Source organism: Dyadobacter sp. CY327, assembly GCF_021390415.1.
GTDB classification, from domain to species: Bacteria; Bacteroidota; Bacteroidia; order Cytophagales; family Spirosomataceae; genus Dyadobacter; species Dyadobacter chenhuakuii.
The window spans coordinates 1,592,012-1,610,322 of the sequence record NZ_JAJUXJ010000001.1 but is presented as its reverse complement, the minus strand read 5'-3'; the positions used below and the strand labels follow the sequence as shown (position 1 = coordinate 1,610,322).

Sequence of the window (18,311 nt, the reverse complement as noted above, 5' to 3'; positions counted from 1 at the left end):
GGGCTGGCTATCAAATAGTCAGCCTTTTCTTTTTGCGCTGGAAGAAGCGTTGGTGGCATAGGTTTTTCTCCTTTTTGTTTATCGAGATTAAAAAGAGATTAAACCTTTCACCATTTCACCCATCTAACAAACTTACTTCCTTCAACTTAACGTCATGAGAAATTTCCGGCTCCCCTTTTTGCTATTGCTTTTAATCAACCTGCAAAGTTTTGCACAGGAAGAGCCAGCGGAGACTTTCCTAATTAAAGGCAAATTGGAGGATGGGGATAAGAATCCGGTTCTGTTTGCCAATGTCGCACTCTATTCTGCAAAGGATTCCAGCCTGACAGGCGGCATTGCTTCTGACGATAAAGGCCTTTTTGAATTCCCTGCTGCACCGGGAAATTATTTTCTCAAAATCACGTATCTCACTTTGGATGAGAAGATTGTCCCCAATGTGAATGTGGCCAGCCAAAACCTGGACCTTGGAATAATTTCACTTCAATCGAATTCAAAAGTTTTGGAAGAAGTGCTCGTGCGCGGGGAAAAGAGCCAGATGGAATTACAGCTCGACAAACGTGTTTTTAATGTTGGAAAAGACCTCAGCAACATTGGAAGCAATGCATCGGACATCTTGAATAATATGCCTTCGGTAACTGTTGATGTGGAAGGAAATGTAGCATTAAGGGGAAGCGGTAACGTCCGGATTCTGATCGATGGAAAGCAATCGGGCATGATCGGCTTAAACCCGGCAGAAGCGCTGCGGCAGATTCCCGGCGACCTGATCGAGAGCATTGAGATCATTACCAATCCTTCCTCGCGTTATGATGCGGAAGGCGAAGTCGGCATCCTGAACATTGTGATGAAGAAAAATATCCGTTACGGATTGAATGGTTCGTTTACGGCGACTGCCGGTTATCCCTCCAATTTCGGCGGCTCTTTCAATCTTAATTATCGGCGTAAAAAGGTGAATTTGATTGCGAATTACGGCTTAATGTATCGCGAAGGGCCAGGCAGGGGCAATTCGCGCCAGGAATATAACAGCTCTGATACGAGTTTTGTCTATGAGCAACGTTCGGCGCGGACGCGCTCGGGGACTTCAAATAACTTTATGGTTGGTCTGGATTATTTTCTGAACAATTTTAACACGGTTACGGCGACAGTTTCTTACCGTAAGTCCATGAATAACAACAGGTCACAGCTGGATTACATGGATTATGATTTTAACAATGTACTGACACAAACCGTTACGCGTACGGAAAGAGAAACCGAGCCAAGAACGAACATTGAGGCAGCATTGAATTATGAAAAGAAATTTGACAAAAAGGGACAAAGCCTGTCATTCAATTCCAAATACATCATTAGTGACGAAACGGAATCCGCTCGTTACCGGGAGTTTTCGAATCTCGATCCAACCGGCATTATGCAGCGTGCATATAATACCGAAGATGAAAAGACATTCCTTGCCCAGCTTGATTACATTCAACCTATCGGGAAGGATGGAAAAATAGAAGCGGGACTAAAAACGTCCATCCGGTTACTGGACAATGATTTCTCAGTGCATCAGCAGGATGAGCAGATGGATTGGATTATTCTGGACCAGTATGATAACCGGTTTGCTTACGACGAAAAAATCCATGCAGGTTATGTCATGGCCAGCAATCAGTTTGGAAAAGTGTTTGTTCAAGCGGGGTTAAGAGGAGAATATTCGGACATTACTACGGAGCTTAAAAAGACGAATCAGCGCAATCACCGAGGCTATTTCAATCTTTTTCCAAGCATTCATACGTCATACAAAGTTGCTGATGCGCAAACTGTTCAACTGAGTTACAGTTACCGCCTGAGCCGTCCTAATTTCCGCGACCTCCTACCCTTCTCCAATTTCAGCGATTCCCGCGTATTCCGCGCCGGTAATCCATTGCTGAATCCGGAATTTACACATTCGTTTGAAGCCGGACATTTGCTGAATATGCCAAAAGGCTCATTGCTGTCCAGCATTTACTATCGTCACCGGCTGGGCGTTGTGGAGAACATTACTTCCGTTGATTCCACGGGTTTTACCACCATTACACCTATCAATCTTTCGACCGGCGATTCCTATGGATTTGAATTTAACCTCACCTATGACCCGGCTCCCTGGTGGAAACTGACCGGAAACGCGAACATTTTCAGGGCAATTAATGAAGGTTTTTACCAGGATAAGGCTTTAAAAAGCGACACTTATTCCTGGACAAGCCGGTTCTCATCGAGGGTTACATTGTTTAAATCTGTTGATTTTCAGTCTTCATTCAATTACCGTGCACCGCGCAAAACAACGCAGGGACGCGATCTGGCCATTTATTTTATTGATCTCGGGCTCTCCAAAGACATTCTCAAAGGCAGAGGAACGGTTACGGCCAGCGTGCGTGATCTGCTTAATTCTCAGAAAAGACGCAGCATTGTCGAGAATGCAGGTTACTATTCCCGTTCAGAGTTCCAGTGGCGTGCAAGGCAGTTTTTGGTAACATTCGCCTACCGCCTCAATCGCTCCAAAGAGAAGGAAAGAATGGATAACAAAGGCGGCGAAGGTGAAGAAGACTAATCCTACGGTTGAAAACCGTACATTTGCGCAAACTTTTGTACAATAGCGAATGCTTTTTATAGGAAAATACAATCACCTCACCATTGAGCGCTTAACCAGCGTCGGCATGTTCCTGAGTGATGTCGAGGGCGAAGAAGTGCTTTTACCAAATCAATATTTAACGGATGAAATGCAGATCGGCGACACCATTAAGGTGTTCGTTTACCTGGATTCCGAAGACCGGCCCGTAGCGACCACGGAAACGCCGAAAATCATCCGCAATCAGTTTGCTTTTCTGGAAGTAACGGATGTTACGGAACATGGCGCTTTCATGGATTGGGGTTTAATTAAAGACCTTTTCGTGCCGTTCCGCGAACAAAGCACGCCGATGCAGCTCGGAGAATGGCACGTCGTTTTCCTTTATCTCGACCAAAAATCTTCGCGCCTGATTGCATCCACCAAGATCGACCGTTTTCTTGAAAACGAAAGACTTACAGTTGCCGAAGGCGATGAAGTGGATCTGCTGATTTTTTCAAAATCGGATTTGGGTTACAACGCCATTGTGAATCAATATCACAAAGGTTTGATCTACGCGAATGAAGTTTTCCGTGACATTCATGTTGGCGATTCGTTAAAGGGTTATGTCAAAAAAATAAGGGAGGAAAACAAGCTGGACCTCAGCCTGCAAAAAACCGGTTATGAAGTCGTTGAACCAACTGCACAGGCTATTTTGGACCAACTAAAAAAAGCGAACGGTTTCCTGAATTTATCGGATAACAGCTCGCCGGAGGATATTTACAAGAAATTACAGATCAGCAAAAAAGTCTTCAAAAAGGCGATCGGTGGACTTTACAGACAAGGCCTGATCAAGATCGGTGATGACGGCATTAGGCTGGTTGTAGAAGATTAAAACAAAAATGCCGGCTTGCGACCGGCATTTTTTTTGTCATTTCTTCCCGTATTTGGCTTTATACTTTTCGTAAAGCCGTTTCTGTTTATCGTCCAGGTTCACTTTCCCGCCCTTAATAAAGGCCATCTGGATCACATTGCCGCGCATATCCAGCATATCTCCTGCCGTCACGAGGAACGAAGCCTGTTTCCCTTTTTCCAATGTTCCTACCAGTTTGTCAGCGCCGATGATTTCAGCAGCATTTTTAGTAACAAATTGCAATGCTTCCTCTGGCGTCACATTGCCAAATCCTGATGAAGTCCCCGCCAAAAAAGCCAGGTTACGCGTCCGCCACCATTCGTCCGCATACGTGATCGCCACTTTTACGCCTGCTTTGTGCAACATGCCGGGCAGCTCGTAAGGCAGGTAAACCTGTTCGTCCACACGGCCGGGAAGTCGGTGCGTAGGGTTTAGAACCACGGGAATCTGGTTTTCTTTCAGGAAAGCAGCGACTTTGTAAGACTCATCGCCGCCTACGATTACGATTTTTTTCACCCCGTTTTCCTTCGCAAAATTTACCGCTTCAATAATGTCCTTCCCATATTCCGCACGAATGTACAAATTGGCCGAGCCATCAAAAAGCGGCTTCATCGCAGCCAGGCGTAGGTTTACAGGACCAGGCGACTGCGTTTCCGCATAAGCTCTCGCATCTGCAAATGTGGAACGGAAGACATTAATGGCCTCAGCGCGCTTGTCATTTCTCTTAACCGAAACAGTGAAATCTTCATAATTAAAACTGCTCGACAAAAATGGCGGCCAGCTCAGCCAGATGCCATCGTCCTTGACCAAAACCGCATCTTCCCAGTTCCAGCCATCGCTGTAAAAAACAGAGGAGGAGCCGGAAATCACGCCGCCCTGCGGCACAGCTTGCGAAAGCAGAATGCCGTTGCCGCGCAAGGTAGGGATCACTTCCGAATCGGTGTTGTAAGCCACCAGCGCGCGAACGTGCGGGTTGATCTGGCCGACTTCGTTATAGTCCAAAGTGGCCCTTACCGAAGCAATTTCCTGCAAACCAACGGTCGTGTTGAGCGAAACTATGCCTGGATAAATGTGCTTTCCCTTGGCATCGATCACCTCGGCGCCATTGCCACCGGAAAAAGATCCCGTGGTGCCCACTGCCGTGATAATGCCGTTATCGAAGGCAATGGAGCCGTTTTCAATCACCTGTCCGTTGCCCACGTGAATGGTTGCGCCGGTGACGAGGATCATTTTTGTTTGTTTGACTGCCGGAGCCGGGTTTTGCGCGTTTCCGGTGGTGACGCATGCGGCAATGCCCAGCAGCAAGCCTGTCATCCGGCGCTTAATGTTATGTTTTATCATGATAATGAGTTGGAATCCTGATGATTAAGAAGATTAATGTCCTGTTTCGTGCTCGGTGTGAACGCCTACAATGTCTTCACAATGCCACATTTTGGGCTGCGTAGCTTGTGGTTTTTGCGTCGGTTTTCCTTCGGCCTTGTCGCCCAGCATTTTCTGGATCAGCCGCTCACGTTCCAAAGCCATTGTTTTCTGCTTTTCTTCATCTTTTTTCCTGTCAAAATAAACAGCGCCTTCCACCATCGTAAACTCAGGTCTTGCATAAATAGAAAGCGGATGCGCATTCCAGAGCACCAGATCAGCATCTTTTCCAGGTTTCACACTTCCCAGGCGATTATCCACATGCAGCAATTTCGCAGGGTTCAGCGTCACCATTTTCCATGCTTCTTCCTCCGGCACACTACCATATTCCACCGTTTTAGCCGCTTCCTGGTTCAGTCTGCGCGCCATTTCGGCGTCATCGGAGTTGATCGCCACGGTTACGCCTTCGTGATACATTAATGCTGCATTGTATGGAATCGCCTCTTTTACTTCCATTTTATAAGCCCACCAGTCACCGAATGTAGAACCGCCTATGCCACGTTTCGCCATCTTGTCGGCCAGCTTGTAACCTTCCAGAATGTGGGTAAATGTGTTAATCTTAAAATTCAGGGAATCAGCTACATGCATGAGCATATTGATCTCGGACTGCACATACGAATGGCAAGTAATGAAACGTTCGCTCGCCAGGATTTCGGCCAATGCATCCAGTTCAATATCTCGTCTTGGTGCATTCGCGGCTTGTTTTTTGGAACCCGCATTATAGGATTTCCATTGGGCAGCATAATCTTTTGCTCTCAAAAAATGATCAAAAAACACCTGCTCTACGCCCATTCTGGTTTGCGGAAAACGCGTGCGAACAATGTCGCCCCAGTTGGATTGCTTCACATTTTCTCCCAAAGCAAACTTGATCGTTTTCACCTCGGGAATCAGCATTTCGGATTGACTTGCACCCCATTTCAGCTTAATCAACGCACTTTGTCCGCCAATTGAGTTCGCAGATCCATGCAGCAAATGAGAAGTAGTCACGCCACCGGCCAGTTGGCGATAGATGTTCACGTCATCCGGATTGATCACATCGCTCATTCTCACCTCGGCTGAACTCGTTTGCCCGCCTTCATTAATGGTAAAGAGCGCAATGTGCGAATGTTCGTCTATAATGCCGCTGGTCAAATGCTTGCCTGTTCCGTCAATGGTTTTTGCTCCCGAAGGCGCCGGCAATGCCTTACCTACTTTCGCAATCTTACCGTTCTGAACGAGGACGTCTGCATTCTGTAAAATGCCTTCTTTCTCGTTGGTCCAGATCGTCGCGTTTTTGATCAACACCGTTTCCGCCACAGGCAATGTCTCATTTCCAAAGCCTACAAAAGGATAATAAACCAGCCCGGTTTCCTTCACTTTGGCGATCGTGGAATCCTTGGTTGCCGCAGGCTGATATTTCTCGGATAATGTTGCCGACCAGGGGACAACATTCCCATTCGGCAACACGCCTTCTCCGGAAAGATTTGTTCCCGCGAGCCAACCCGTCAGGCGAGTCGTTCCTGCACTTTTATCAGCCTGGTAAGTCATCGTCAGCAACTTGTCCGACAAGATAACCTTAGGCGTTACTTTCACCGAATCCTGTACAACGATCTTATAATCAGGCTTATCTAATCCACCCGTGATCTGCAACTTGCCCGCAGGCTGGTTGTTCACCGAGAGCGCGTAAGTCCCCCGCACATCCGGCGCATTCATGGCCGATAGTACAAATTGCTTTCCCTGAATCCAGTTTTCATAAATGACATTGTCTTTCCCAAACAGATCACCGGAAGTGATGATGAAGTTGGCCAGCAACCCGCTTTTCAGGCTCCCTACCTGCCCTTCCGCCTTGATCAGGCTTGCAGGAATGGTCGTTAATGCTTCCAATGCCTTTTCTTTCGGCAGGCCGTACTCAATAGCTGTTTTTATATTTTTCCAAAAATCACCCTTGTTTTTCAAGCCGGAAACCGTGAATGCAAACGGAATTTCGGCCTTCGCAACTTCGGATGCATTCTTGGGCGCCATTTCCCAATGTTTCAGCTGTGCCACGCTCACCAGATCCGCGTCCCAGGGATCGGCAACGTCATAAGCATCAGGAAATTGAAGGGGCAGAATCAATGTTGCCTTCGTGGCTTTTATTTCTTTAATGCGCTGATATTCGTCGCCTCCGCCTTTGATAATGTATTGTATTCCAAACTCATCACCGACCTTATCCGCACGCAAAATGCTGTATTTGTCATTGGTTTCGAAAAACGAAGGAAGGGTTTTGATCTGGTTGAATGCTTCAAGCGAAAGGTTGGTTTCCTTGGCCTTTTCTGTTTTGGCATACCAGTCGGCATCGTAATAATTCTGCCTTAACAGCGCTACTATGCCCATCGTTGACGACGGGTAAGTCTGTGAAGAAGTGCCTTTGCTGAATGAATAATGGGCCGACGCTTTTCGTTTCAACAATGCTTTGTTGGCAGCCTCATCGGTCAATGTTACTACTGCACCGTTTCCGCGTACAATCCCGTCATGTGGGTGAACAAGCACTGTCCCGAAACCGATTTTACGAAGCTCCTCGGCTTTTTTAGCGTCGGGAGTAAACATTAAGCTCGCGTCATTTTCAGGCTGAATAGCCTGGTTCCAGCCAAAGGCACCCTTTTTATTGGATTCCAGTTGCGGCGTTTGCCTGCCTCCCCCCGTCCGCTCGCGCTTCACTTCCGGCATTCCATAATCCGAATCCAGGTCAATTAGGGAAGGATAAATGTATTTTTCTTTCAAATCCATCACCACGGTGCCCGCAGGAATTTTCACCTGCTTGCCCACTTCACGGATAATCCCGTTTTCAATGAGCATGGTCCCTTTCAGGATCGTAGTTTTGGAATCGACAACAATGTTTGCGTTTGTAAAAGCATAGCGCCCCGGCCGGTCGTCATAGGCTCCGTTTTGGGGAAAAGTCTCCTGCGCATGCGCGATCATGCCGATCGTAAGACAGGTCAGCAGGGCTGATAATTGTTTAAACATAGGTTGGGATTTAATTGCAGTTCGGAACTACAATATACAAGTTAAATTGACAAATCAGGGCTTAAAGGGCATTTTCACTGGAAGTTACAATTGCCGCGGGGAATTGTTATGTTGCCTATTTTTTGCATCTTGTCGCTGTGTTTTCAAATGACTATTTAGCTTTTTAAAAATATGGACTATCAAGAATTTAAAGATTCCCTTTCCCAGGATTCACCACCAGAAACGGTCTCAGAGCCGCTCAAAGCGCTTTGGTATGCAGCAAAAGATGACTGGGAAGCAGCTCATAACATTGCCCAAAGCAAAGAAGGAACGCCCGTTTATGATCATTTGCATGCGTATCTGCACCGCGTAGAAGGCGACACCTGGAATGCCGGTTATTGGTACAAGCGCGCCGGAAAGCCTGTTTTTAAGGGTTCCTTGCAAGAAGAATGGGAAGCTTTGGCGCATGCTATGCTTTAAAAATATAAGGCTTTTACCTTATATTCAATTAATATAAGCTTTTTGCCTTATATTTGGCTGATATAAGGTTTTTACCTTATATTTAAACATTATAAGGCAAAAAGCTTATATTTATGAAAAAGCATTATGCTGTAATCACCGCTGATATGGTCAATTCAACGTTTTTCTCACGAGAAAAGACCACTGAATGGCTAAGCGAAATGATCGATTTGTTACGAGAAAATCCAGCCTTTGACTGGGTGTTGAAACCTGAAATATATCGCGGGGACAGCTTCCAGGGTGTGTTGAAAAACCCTAACGAAGCCATGTTTGCCGCCATTCTGGCCCGCGCCAATATGCGTACACATGCCAAAAACACCGATTTACGCGTAGCGATTGGCATAGGAAAAGCAGAGCAGCTTACCGACCGCGCGGGCACATCCGATGGCGAAGCATTTCGTTTGTCAGGGCATTTGGCCGACAATATCAGGAAGCAAAAAGCGCGGATCGGAATTGCATTGCCAACGCCTTCTGAGCCACTGAATGCGACATTGGATCTTTTGGAAACACTTATTGAGAACTGGACAACCGCTCAGAGCGAGGTGATTGTGGCTTTGCTTCTGAAAAAGAACATTAACCAGATTTCCGAGCAGCTTGGGATCAGTCAGCCTGCCGCCAGCCAGCGTGTGGCCTCTTCAAAATGGTGGGCAGTTGAAAATTTTCTTGCTACCTTTCCCAAACATTTATCACTATACACAAAAACAAAATCATGATCGAGTTTCTCCAATTATTGCTCGCACACATTCTTGTCGATTTCTACTGGCAGCCTACGAAATGGGTCATTGAAAAAAGAGAAAAATCTTTCCGTTCCAAATACTTTTATCTCCACATTGCGCTTGTCATCGTTGTTTCTTACGTCGTGCTGGGTTACTGGACCAATCCGGTTCCTGCTCTCGCATTAGGCGTGGCTCACGGCGTGATTGACATTGCAAAAATCGCGTTTGATAAAAAGGGAACATTACTCTGGTTTGTGGCCGATCAGGTTGCTCACGTAATCAGCATTGCGCTTACCGCGCTTATTATCACCAGTGCTTTGCCGGCTGGCGTGGAAACTTTCAAAACCTGGCTGTTCACTACCAAAACGCTCGCCATTTTCACTGGCGCGCTGGTTTCACTCTCTCCTATTTCGTTTTTTGTGGGCATCCTTACAAAACCCTGGCGAGAGGAACTGGCTGCATTGGCGCCTAATGCAGATGATAACCTGGCCAATGCCGGACGCTGGATCGGGATGTCGGAAAGGTTGCTGATCTTTGTTTTTGTACTGGTTAGTCAGTTTTCAGCCATTGGATTTTTGATTGCTGCGAAGTCGCTTTTGCGTTATAATGACAAATCTGCCAGCGGAGAAATTTCGGCAGCTTACATTAGCAAGAAGTCGGAATATGTGCTGGTGGGGACATTGATGAGCTACACTTGTGCGATCGCGGTGGCGCTGGTGGTGAAAACATTGTATTAAAAATCCAACACAATTAAACCTTGCTGCAACAAATTGCTCTAACCTGGGTATCTAAATTTGATAACCATGAAAAAGACAATGTTGGCCATGCTAATGGCTCTTTTCAGCATCGCAGCCTTCGCCCAACGCCAGGATTCTGATATGACGCCTGAAAAACGCGCAGAAAACCAGACCAAGCAAATGACCGAAAAGCTGAACCTTTCCGAAGATCAGCAAAAACAGGTTTACAACCTGACGCTGGCAAGAACGCAGAAAATGAAGGAGTTAAGGGATGCCCAAACCGCCGACCGCGAGCAAATGCGTGCTTCGATGGAAACCTACAACAACGAAGTCGCGAAAATACTGACGGTGGAGCAACAGGAAAAATACAAAACCATGCTGGACGATCGCCGGGGTGGCGACCGTCGCGGTGGAACGAGAGGACCGCGCGGAGAAAATTAATTTTGAATGAGTGAATGAGTGACCGGGTCGCCGGGCGATGACTGAATGACTGAATAAATTTTAAACATTCACTCATTCACTCATTCAATCATTCAATCATTCAATCATTCAGCGCAGCGGCGCCCGCTCATTCTTCTAAATCGCCATTTCGGTCTTAAATTCCGACGTGAAGTGAAAATGAATGGCTGGATTGTTTTCCCGGTTCATACGGATCATCCATTCAGATTCTGCCAGGAAAACCGGGTTTCTATCTTTATCGTAGGCGATCTGGTTTCCTTTGAGGCGGATAAACTGGTCCATAGCAGGCTTTTCATCAGCGGTAAGCCAGCAAGCGCGCGTAATGCTCATCGGAACCCAGCGGCATTTTGCGCCATATTCATGTTCGAGGCGATATTGGATTACATCAAATTGAAGTTCTCCAACCGTTCCTACTATTTTACGGTTTCCTAAGTCCAATGTAAAAAGCTGCGCAACACCTTCATCTGTAAGTTGTTGAATGCCTTTTTCCAATTGCTTGGACTTCATCGGATCCAGGTTGATCAACTCTTTAAAGATTTCCGGCGAAAAGCTCGGAATCCCTGAAAATTGAAGGTTTTCTCCTTCCGTCAATGTATCGCCGATCTTGAAACTTCCTGTATCATAAAGTCCTACAACGTCACCGGGAAAACCTTCGTCCATTACACTTTTCGCCGAAGCCATGAATGTAAAGGGAGAAGAAAAACGGACATCTTTACCCATTCTGACGTGTTTATAGAATTTACCACGTTCAAATTTCCCTGAACAAATCCTTAAAAATGCAATTCTGTCGCGGTGACGCGGGTCTAGGTTTGCGTGGATTTTAAATACAAAACCAGTGAACTTTGGCTCCATAGGTGACACTTCACGCACATCCGTCGGACGTGGCTGCGGAATGGGTGAGATTTCGCAGAATGTGTCCAGCAGTTCTTTTATACCAAAATTATTGATCGCACTGCCAAAGAAAACAGGCGCTAACTGGCCTTTTTGATAAGCTTCTTCCGAAAACACGTCATAAACACCTTCCACAAGCTCTACGTCCTCGGTAAGCTGCGAAGCGTCTCTTTCTCCAAGCAAATCCACGAGATTTTCATCTTCCAGACTCACCTTGGCAACGTCGCTTTCGATTTTCGTTTTGTTGATTTTGAAGAAATAAAGCATTTGCTCGTACAAGCTATAAACGCCTTTGAAATTTGCCCCCATATTGATTGGCCACGTCAAAGGACGCACGCGGATGCTGAGTTTTGTTTCCAGCTCATCCAGCAATTCAAACGGATTCTGGCCTTCCCTATCGAGCTTATTGATGAAAACGATCACAGGCGTGTTCCGCATCCGGCACACTTCCATGAGCCTTTCGGTCTGTTCCTCCACGCCTTTTACGCAGTCAATCACCAGGATAACGCTGTCCACGGCGGTTAATGTGCGATAGGTGTCTTCTGCAAAGTCCTTGTGACCGGGCGTATCCAGAATATTGATCAGCAGGTCTTTATATTCAAAGGTCATTACCGAAGTTGCGACCGAAATTCCCCTTTGCTTCTCAATTTCCATGAAATCGGAAGTAGCGGTCTTTTTGATTTTATTGGATTTTACCGCGCCCGCCGTTTGGATCGCACCTCCAAAAAGCAGCAGCTTTTCGGTAAGTGTGGTTTTACCAGCATCTGGGTGACTGATAATTGCGAATGTGCGCCGCTTCTTGATCTCTTCTAAATTACTCATATCTAAAATTTGCACAAAGATAAGAATAAACAAAAGCCGCCCCTAACCGGGACGGCTCTAAATTATCTCGTTAAGAAACGATCGGTGTTCAGACCGGATCTCAGTAAAATGAATGCTTGTAATCTTCCACAGAAGTCATGATCACCTCGTGTGCTTCTTCTCTGCCGTATACATTGGTAATTTCAATGTGGGCTTTTTCACCCGGCAAATTCTTGTAAGTCAGGAAGTAATGTTTCAAACGCTCCACGATTCCTTCCGGCAGCTCGCTCAGGTCGGAAAAACCGCCGTAGACTTCGTCACCTTTCAAAACGGCAATGATTTTGTCATCTGCTTCACCACCATCGATCAGACGGATTCCGCCGATAGGCTTCGCCGTGCAAAGAATGTCACCGTGCGAAATGATTTTTTCACAAAGAACCAAAACGTCCAGCGGGTCACCATCGCCTTCCGTTACGTCTCTTCCCGAACGCTCGCGGGCAAGCGCTGCGATCTTTTCTGAGCAGTACGTTTTAGGGATAAATCCGTAAAGTGCCGGAACGATGTTGGAATATTTTTGCGGGCGGTCGATCATCAGATAGCCCGTTGCTTTATCAATTTCGTATTTAACTGTGTCGGTAGGAACAATCTCAATAAAGGCAGTTACGAGGTTCGGTGCATTATCCCCCATCGGGATTCCATGCCAGGGATGTGCTTTGTGTACGTTAGCGATCATTATTTGTGTAATAGTAATACTTTTTAAATGGATAAATTTTTTAATAACGTTGATTGTGGGGGTTAACCGACCTTATCTGCAATGTTATAATCTCCTGTTTTTGACACAGATTGTTTTACAAATAATTCCCCGAGAAAGCCCGCAAGAAATAACTGTGAACCTACCATGATCGCAACCAGGGCGAGAAAAAACAACGGATTATCGGTGACATTCCGATAGGGCTGCAAATGGTAAATGTTGTAAATCTTTTTGCCTAAAAGCCAGAAAGCTATAATGCTTCCCAGAAAAAACATGAGTGTTCCCAGACTGCCAAACAAATGCATGGGCCTGCGCCCAAACTTATTCACAAAGGCAATCGAAAGCAAATCCAGAAAGCCAAAAATGAAACGTTCCAGTCCGAATTTCGTCGTGCCGTATTTTCTTGGACGATGCTGCACCACTTTCTCCCCGATCTTGCCGAAGCCATTCCACTTGGCGATCACCGGAATGTAACGATGCATTTCCCCGTAAATCGTAATGTTTTTGACCACTTCCTTGCGGTAAGCTTTCAGGCCGCAATTGAAATCGTGCAGCGAAACGCCGGAAATGCTGCGGGTGGCCGCATTGAATATTTTGGTAGGAACAGTCTTGGTAATCGGGTCGTAACGCTTCTTTTTCCAGCCCGAAACCAGGTCATAGCGGTCCTCTTTGATCATTTTGTAAAGCTCCGGTATTTCGTCCGGGCTGTCTTGCAGGTCGGCGTCCATGGTAATGATCACATCGCCTTTTGCCGCCTGAAAAGCCGTTTGCAATGCGGCGGTTTTGCCATAATTTCTCACAAAACGCAATCCACGAATGTTTGGATTTTCTTGTGAAATGTTTGAAATAACGTCCCAGGAGCAGTCTTTGCTGCCATCATCGACAAAAATCACTTCATAGGAAAAGCCATTTTCATTCATCACCCGCGCAATCCATTCACTGAGTTCTGGCAATGATTCTTCCTCATTGTAAAGCGGAACGACAACGGAAATCTGGATAGCTGATAGAGTCATGAATGTATAATAGCAAAGCCCAAAACCGGGATCACCGGGCAAAGTTCGTGTTTTTCCCGATCAAAATATCATATAAAAATCTTTGAGCAAATCCTTGAACGGCTGATTATAAGTCGTCCCGTCGGGCTCAAATATGTAAAGTTCTTTGTTAATGTCCTTATTATGAACCGGTTCTGTTCGCTGAAAGGTCATCAGATGACGAAATGCTTTCTTGCCTTCCTGGTGAAACAATGTAAGTTTTCTGGTCAAAACCCAGCCGGATGCCAATGCTTTTGTCAAAAACTGTTTGCCTTCATCAACCGGAAAAAGAATGTTGAACTTTCCGCTTTCTGACAAAAGCGTGTCGATAGCAGTCAGTAATTCGGCGAAATCCAGCGATTTAGCGTGGTGGGCAATGTTCTTTTTATCTAACGGGGAAAGCAGATCGGACTGGAAAAAGGGCGGATTGGTGATAATGACGTCATATTTATGCTCGGAAGTAAATTCCTGAACGGCAGAGTGAAAAAGCCTGATCCGGTCGTGATAAGGGCTGTTTTCCACATTCTCACCGGCCTGGTAAAAAGCCTCTGCGTCAATTTCAACGGCGTCAATGATGCCATAGGAATTCCGTTGTGCGACCATTAAGGAAAGCAAACCCGTTCCCGCTCCAATATCCAGAATGTAATCGGCGTCGTCGACATCGGCCCAGGCGCCGAGTACACAGGCATCCGTGCACACTTTCATGGCGCATTTGTCTTGCTGCACCGTAAAATTCTTGAAGCGAAAAGAGGAATTTCGTGCCATAACCGTTCTATTTTCTACCAAAGTCAGCCGGGTTTTCGCCCCAGTACTCGGTTTCCCATTTCAGGATCTTGTTTGAAAATTTATTGGCCGCAAGCCATCTTTCGGCGCGTTGCAGCATTTCAAAAACAGGTTTATTCCTCGGCGTTAACGCCAGTTTAGTATTTGCATGCTTCTTTTTGACCCAGGCAATGGCCGTTCTGGAATCGCTGTAAATGGGCAGATCGCTTTCCTTTTTTTGTAAATAAGCCAATGCGTGCACGATCGCCAGAAACTCCCCAATGTTATTCGTCGCGTCTTTGAATGGTCCCTGCAAGAAAATCCGTTCGCCGGTCTGGTAATAAATGCCCTGATATTCCATGTCGCCCGAAGCCGTATTCCAGGCCGCATCCACGGCAATGCTGTTTTTTATAGGTTTTCCAATGCTCGCGGGCGCTTCTTTGGTGATCGCGGGTTTGTTTTCCTTTTTAGCTACAAATTCCCAATAATTCCGCTGAATGGCCGCTTCCGCCTCTTGTATGGATTCAAAGGACTTGTAACGCGCGTCTTCAAAACCCTTAATCTGTGCCTCACACTCTTTCCAATCCGTAAAAACGCCCGTTTTCCTGCCCTGCCAGACGACGTAGTATTTTGTTTTCTTCGCCATTAAGCTTTTTCTTCCCAGATCTGGGCAATGTTTACGATCACTTCTACTGCTTTTTCCATGTCCTGAACCGAAACCCACTCGAGTTTTGAATGGAAAGCGTGTTCTCCTGCAAATATATTAGGGCAAGGCAAACCCATGAATGATAATCTGGAACCGTCAGTGCCTCCCCGAATACTGCGCTGAATTGGATTTAAACCGGCTTTTTGCATCGCTATCAATGCATTTTCCAAAACTGCCGGATGCTGGTCCAGGATTTCTTTCATATTCCGATATTGCTCGGTTACTTTGAATTCCATGCTGGAATGCGGGTAACTGGCCAGCACATTGTCAGCAATCTCCTTCAATTTCGCTTCTTTTTCATGCAATCCTTCAACTGTGAAATCGCGGATGATAAAGCCTAATGTTACTTTTTCCTGGATTCCTTCGATTTGGGTCGGATGGATAAAGCCTTCTTTTCCTTCGGTGGTTTCCGGGGATAATGTGTCTTTGGGCAAAGCAGCGAGAAATTCTCCAGCAATTTTCAATGCGTTTTCGAGCTTGCCTAACGCGTATCCCGGGTGCGTGCTCACGCCGTGAATCGTGATTTTGACGGCGTCTGCGGAAAATGTTTCGTTTTCCAATGTGCCTACTGCCTCGCCATCAACGGTGTAGCCGAAGTCCGCGCCTAGTTTAGCAATATTCACATGCTCCGTTCCGCGACCGACTTCTTCATCCGGCGTGAACAAAATGCGAATGTTACCGTGCTTGATCTCAGGATGTGTGACCAAATATTCCGCCGCAGCCATAATTTCAGCAACGCCTGCTTTGTTATCCGCGCCAAGAAGCGTGGTTCCGCTGGCTGTAACGATATCATTACCAATCTGTTGATCGAGATCATGCAGTTCAACCATTCTTAAAACCTGTGTTGGATCATCCGGCAAAACGATGTCGGCGCCGTTCCAGTTGTGATGCACGATCGGCTTTACATGCGCGCCTGACACGTCCGGGGACGTGTCCACGTGCGAGCAAAAACAAATGACCGGAATGTCTGTTTTCTCGGAATTGGAAGGAATGGTCGCGTAGACGTAACCATGCTCGTCCAGGTGCGCATCTTCAATTCCAAGTTCCTGTAATTCAACGACAAGCTGATTGCTCAGATCGCGCTGTTTGGCAGTACTAGGAAAACTCTCGGAATTTGGGTCCGACTGCGTGTCTATTTGCACATACCGAAGAAAACGTTCCAGCACAGATGTCATAAAAGCAGCATTTAATGTTTAGGAATCCCTGCGCGATCAGTTCAGGATGGAAGTCAGATCGGCTGGCGAATAATTGATATTTTTCAATGTTTTATCATCTGATTTTCTGTAAACCAGATATTTACCATTGTCTTCTTTGTAATAACAATCCGTGCCCTTGGCTTCATAATGCGCCACAGTCGCCTCGGCTTCTTCAATGTTAAGGCATGCTTTCGACATATTCGAACGCTGGACTTCATCAAACAAAGCCCTGAATTTTTCCCCTAAACCAAATTCCAGAACTGCCCCCGACAATACATATTGCAGGTCACATAGCGCGTCGGCGATCTCCACAATGTCCTTTTCCAGAATGGCTACTTCCAGCTCTTTCAATTCTTCCGCCAGCAATGCCACACGCAACCGGCTCCGCTCTTCGGATGGAATGGTTGGCGTTTCGAGAATGGGGTGTTTAAATGTTTTATGAAATTCAGCGACCTGGTTAAGGCTGTCCAATTGTTGCATGTCTTTTTGTATTAATTAAAAATTTCAGATATAAATGTGCTCTAAATCACCAGATTGGTTTTAAAAAGCTTGATCGCGATCGCCAGCAGGATGATCCCGAAAACTTTCCTGAGAATGTCTGTCCCACCTTGTCCGAGTTTTTTTTCAAGCCAGTTAGAAGATTTCAAAACCAGATAAACAAAGAAAAGATTGAGCATAATGCCGACCAGAATGTTCTCCGTCTGGTAAGCCGAACGCAAGGAAAGCAATGTGGTCATGGTGGCGGCGCCGGCAATGAGCGGAAAGGCAATGGGCACAATGGAAGCCACGCCTACATCTAGATTATCGTGCTTGAAAATGTTCCTGCCTAAAATCATTTCCATACCCAGCAAAAACAGGATAATAGCGCCCGCAATGGCAAATGAGGCCACATCCACACCAAACAAACTCAGCAAACGCTCTCCCAAAAACAGGAAAAGAACCATGATAAACCCTGCTGCCAATGTGGCTTTTTCAGATTCAATCTTGCCCAGCTTCCGGCGGAAATCCACGATCACGGGCAACGAACCCAGGATATCGATGACCGAGAAAAGGATGAGTGTTACGGAAACGATTTCCTTAAAATTAAACATGGGGCTATGCCAGGTGATATGTCCGCAAAGTTGCTTAAAACCCACTGCTTACACAACCCTTAATGCTATTCGAACCAAAATTTAGGCCTTAGGAAGCGCTTCCCGGAAGAAAATTGAGGAATGTGTTGAACTGCTTTTTATACTTTTCCTCGTCAATTTTATAGAAGAAAGCACCCTTTTTGGAGAAGCCCTTTTGTTTCTCGTCCAGCTTGACTAACAAATTGGTAGAAAGCAGCTTGCGCGAGAAGTTTCGCTTATCCAATTCTGTTCCAAAAATTGCTTCATAGAGTTTCTGCAATTGTGGAATGGTGAATTTTTCAGGAAGCAGCTCAAAACCGATCGGATGCTGGGAAGCTTTGTAACGCAAATGCTGAATGGCCATTTCAACCATGGAACCGTGGTCAAAAAGCAATTTGGGTAGTTCCTGGATCGGGAACCATTGTGCTTCGAAGTTTTTAGAAAGCTTATGATCGTAATCCTCTACATTGATCAAGGCGAAATAAGCCACCGAAACGGTCCTTTCGACCGGGTCGCGTTGCGGGCTTCCGAATGTATGAAGCTGCTCTAAGTAAATATCTGTGAGGTTGGTAAGCTCAAAAAGAATGCGGGACGATGCGCCTTCGAGGCTTTCGTCGGGCTGCACCCAGCCGCCCATTAAGGACCACGTGTGATGCTCGTCCTCGATGCCTCTTTTGACCAATAATAATTTTAATTCTTCGCCGTCAAAACCGAAAATAATGGAGTCCAGAGCGACCAGACACTTGGTTTGGGCCTGATATTGTTTTAATATATCTAATCGCACAA

17 protein-coding genes are annotated in these 18,311 nt (G+C 46.1%); 6 read left to right on the top strand and 11 right to left on the bottom strand.

Translation table 11 applies throughout. The features are described from left to right. Window positions 1-154: 154 nt before the first annotated feature. Together LZG74_RS06765 and LZG74_RS06760 are read left to right on the top strand one after the other, a co-directional pair. Window positions 155-2,560, top strand: a complete 2,406-nt coding sequence (locus LZG74_RS06765; protein WP_233795814.1) for a TonB-dependent receptor — start codon at window positions 155-157, stop codon at window positions 2,558-2,560. A 49-nt stretch (window positions 2,561-2,609) separates the two neighbouring features. Then, window positions 2,610-3,449 carry a S1 RNA-binding domain-containing protein gene (locus LZG74_RS06760; RefSeq protein ID WP_233795813.1) on the top strand — a complete coding sequence of 280 codons (840 nt, stop codon included), beginning with the start codon at window positions 2,610-2,612 and terminating at the stop codon, window positions 3,447-3,449. 36 nt (window positions 3,450-3,485) lie between these two features. Here LZG74_RS06760 and LZG74_RS06755 read toward each other — a convergent pair whose 3' ends face one another. Together LZG74_RS06755 and LZG74_RS06750 are read right to left on the bottom strand one after the other, a co-directional pair. Continuing rightward, complete coding sequence (locus LZG74_RS06755) at window positions 3,486-4,808, bottom strand: amidohydrolase family protein (RefSeq protein ID WP_233795812.1); 1,323 nt, start codon at window positions 4,806-4,808, stop codon at window positions 3,486-3,488. Between the two features lie 33 nt (window positions 4,809-4,841). After that, window positions 4,842-7,868 (bottom strand): amidohydrolase family protein, encoded by a 3,027-nt coding sequence (locus tag LZG74_RS06750; protein WP_233795811.1) that lies wholly within the window; start codon window positions 7,866-7,868, stop codon window positions 4,842-4,844. 171 nt (window positions 7,869-8,039) lie between these two features. On the opposite strand from LZG74_RS06750, the gene LZG74_RS06745 reads away from it, so the two are divergent. From LZG74_RS06745 to LZG74_RS06730, 4 genes are all read left to right on the top strand, one after another. Further along, complete coding sequence (locus LZG74_RS06745) at window positions 8,040-8,327, top strand: hypothetical protein (protein ID WP_233795810.1); 288 nt, start codon at window positions 8,040-8,042, stop codon at window positions 8,325-8,327. A 113-nt stretch (window positions 8,328-8,440) separates the two neighbouring features. Continuing rightward, window positions 8,441-9,079: a SatD family protein gene (locus LZG74_RS06740; RefSeq protein ID WP_233795809.1), complete on the top strand. Its 639-nt coding sequence runs from the start codon at window positions 8,441-8,443 to the stop codon at window positions 9,077-9,079. Then, window positions 9,076-9,819: a DUF3307 domain-containing protein gene (locus LZG74_RS06735; protein ID WP_233795808.1), complete on the top strand. Its 744-nt coding sequence runs from the start codon at window positions 9,076-9,078 to the stop codon at window positions 9,817-9,819. The genes LZG74_RS06740 and LZG74_RS06735 overlap by 4 nt, the downstream gene beginning before the upstream one ends. Window positions 9,820-9,885: 66 nt before the next feature. After that, entirely contained in the window at window positions 9,886-10,260 is a 375-nt protein-coding gene (locus LZG74_RS06730; RefSeq protein WP_233795807.1) for a DUF4890 domain-containing protein, read from the top strand. 135 nt (window positions 10,261-10,395) lie between these two features. On the opposite strand, the gene LZG74_RS06725 is transcribed toward LZG74_RS06730, so the two are convergent. The 9 genes from LZG74_RS06725 to LZG74_RS06685 all read right to left on the bottom strand — a co-directional run bounded on the left by LZG74_RS06725 (window position 10,396) and on the right by LZG74_RS06685 (window position 18,309). Beyond that, on the bottom strand, window positions 10,396-11,991 hold the full coding sequence (locus LZG74_RS06725; RefSeq protein WP_233795806.1) for a peptide chain release factor 3: 1,596 nt from the start codon (window positions 11,989-11,991) through the stop codon (window positions 10,396-10,398). Window positions 11,992-12,091: 100 nt separating this feature from the next. Continuing rightward, window positions 12,092-12,703, bottom strand: a complete 612-nt coding sequence (locus tag LZG74_RS06720; protein WP_255699004.1) for an inorganic pyrophosphatase — start codon at window positions 12,701-12,703, stop codon at window positions 12,092-12,094. A 62-nt stretch (window positions 12,704-12,765) separates the two neighbouring features. Next, complete coding sequence (locus LZG74_RS06715) at window positions 12,766-13,734, bottom strand: glycosyltransferase family 2 protein (protein WP_233795805.1); 969 nt, start codon at window positions 13,732-13,734, stop codon at window positions 12,766-12,768. Window positions 13,735-13,794: 60 nt separating this feature from the next. Beyond that, window positions 13,795-14,517 carry a tRNA1(Val) (adenine(37)-N6)-methyltransferase gene (locus LZG74_RS06710; RefSeq protein ID WP_233795804.1) on the bottom strand — a complete coding sequence of 241 codons (723 nt, stop codon included), beginning with the start codon at window positions 14,515-14,517 and terminating at the stop codon, window positions 13,795-13,797. A 7-nt stretch (window positions 14,518-14,524) separates the two neighbouring features. Beyond that, the gene (locus LZG74_RS06705) at window positions 14,525-15,160 is read right to left on the bottom strand and encodes a viroplasmin family protein (RefSeq protein WP_233795803.1); all 636 of its coding nucleotides are present in this window, start codon (window positions 15,158-15,160) and stop codon (window positions 14,525-14,527) included. After that, a complete protein-coding gene (pepT, locus tag LZG74_RS06700) occupies window positions 15,160-16,395 on the bottom strand; it encodes a peptidase T (RefSeq protein ID WP_233795802.1) in 1,236 nt (411 codons plus the stop codon). Before pepT ends, LZG74_RS06705 begins: the two co-directional genes overlap by 1 nt. 36 nt (window positions 16,396-16,431) lie before the next feature. Continuing rightward, on the bottom strand, window positions 16,432-16,896 hold the full coding sequence (locus LZG74_RS06695) for a nucleoside triphosphate pyrophosphohydrolase family protein (RefSeq protein ID WP_233795801.1): 465 nt from the start codon (window positions 16,894-16,896) through the stop codon (window positions 16,432-16,434). Window positions 16,897-16,937: 41 nt separating this feature from the next. Next, complete coding sequence (locus tag LZG74_RS06690) at window positions 16,938-17,507, bottom strand: MarC family protein (protein WP_233795800.1); 570 nt, start codon at window positions 17,505-17,507, stop codon at window positions 16,938-16,940. An 88-nt stretch (window positions 17,508-17,595) separates the two neighbouring features. Beyond that, entirely contained in the window at window positions 17,596-18,309 is a 714-nt protein-coding gene (locus LZG74_RS06685) for an NrtR DNA-binding winged helix domain-containing protein (protein WP_233795799.1), read from the bottom strand. Window positions 18,310-18,311: the final 2 nt, after the last annotated feature.

Coding starts and splice junctions, on each gene's coding strand:
- LZG74_RS06720 (WP_255699004.1), bottom strand. CDS start 12,703: ATGATCGCTAACGTACACAAAGCACATCCCTGGCATGGAATCCCGATG.
- LZG74_RS06745 (WP_233795810.1), top strand. CDS start 8,040: ATGGACTATCAAGAATTTAAAGATTCCCTTTCCCAGGATTCACCACCA.
- LZG74_RS06740 (WP_233795809.1), top strand. CDS start 8,441: ATGAAAAAGCATTATGCTGTAATCACCGCTGATATGGTCAATTCAACG.
- LZG74_RS06710 (WP_233795804.1), bottom strand. CDS start 14,517: ATGGCACGAAATTCCTCTTTTCGCTTCAAGAATTTTACGGTGCAGCAA.
- LZG74_RS06760 (WP_233795813.1), top strand. CDS start 2,610: ATGCTTTTTATAGGAAAATACAATCACCTCACCATTGAGCGCTTAACC.
- LZG74_RS06755 (WP_233795812.1), bottom strand. CDS start 4,808: ATGATAAAACATAACATTAAGCGCCGGATGACAGGCTTGCTGCTGGGC.
- LZG74_RS06765 (WP_233795814.1), top strand. CDS start 155: ATGAGAAATTTCCGGCTCCCCTTTTTGCTATTGCTTTTAATCAACCTG.
- LZG74_RS06730 (WP_233795807.1), top strand. CDS start 9,886: ATGAAAAAGACAATGTTGGCCATGCTAATGGCTCTTTTCAGCATCGCA.
- LZG74_RS06705 (WP_233795803.1), bottom strand. CDS start 15,160: ATGGCGAAGAAAACAAAATACTACGTCGTCTGGCAGGGCAGGAAAACG.
- LZG74_RS06750 (WP_233795811.1), bottom strand. CDS start 7,868: ATGTTTAAACAATTATCAGCCCTGCTGACCTGTCTTACGATCGGCATG.
- LZG74_RS06690 (WP_233795800.1), bottom strand. CDS start 17,507: ATGTTTAATTTTAAGGAAATCGTTTCCGTAACACTCATCCTTTTCTCG.
- LZG74_RS06715 (WP_233795805.1), bottom strand. CDS start 13,734: ATGACTCTATCAGCTATCCAGATTTCCGTTGTCGTTCCGCTTTACAAT.
- LZG74_RS06695 (WP_233795801.1), bottom strand. CDS start 16,896: ATGCAACAATTGGACAGCCTTAACCAGGTCGCTGAATTTCATAAAACA.
- LZG74_RS06725 (WP_233795806.1), bottom strand. CDS start 11,991: ATGAGTAATTTAGAAGAGATCAAGAAGCGGCGCACATTCGCAATTATC.
- LZG74_RS06735 (WP_233795808.1), top strand. CDS start 9,076: ATGATCGAGTTTCTCCAATTATTGCTCGCACACATTCTTGTCGATTTC.
- pepT (WP_233795802.1), bottom strand. CDS start 16,395: ATGACATCTGTGCTGGAACGTTTTCTTCGGTATGTGCAAATAGACACG.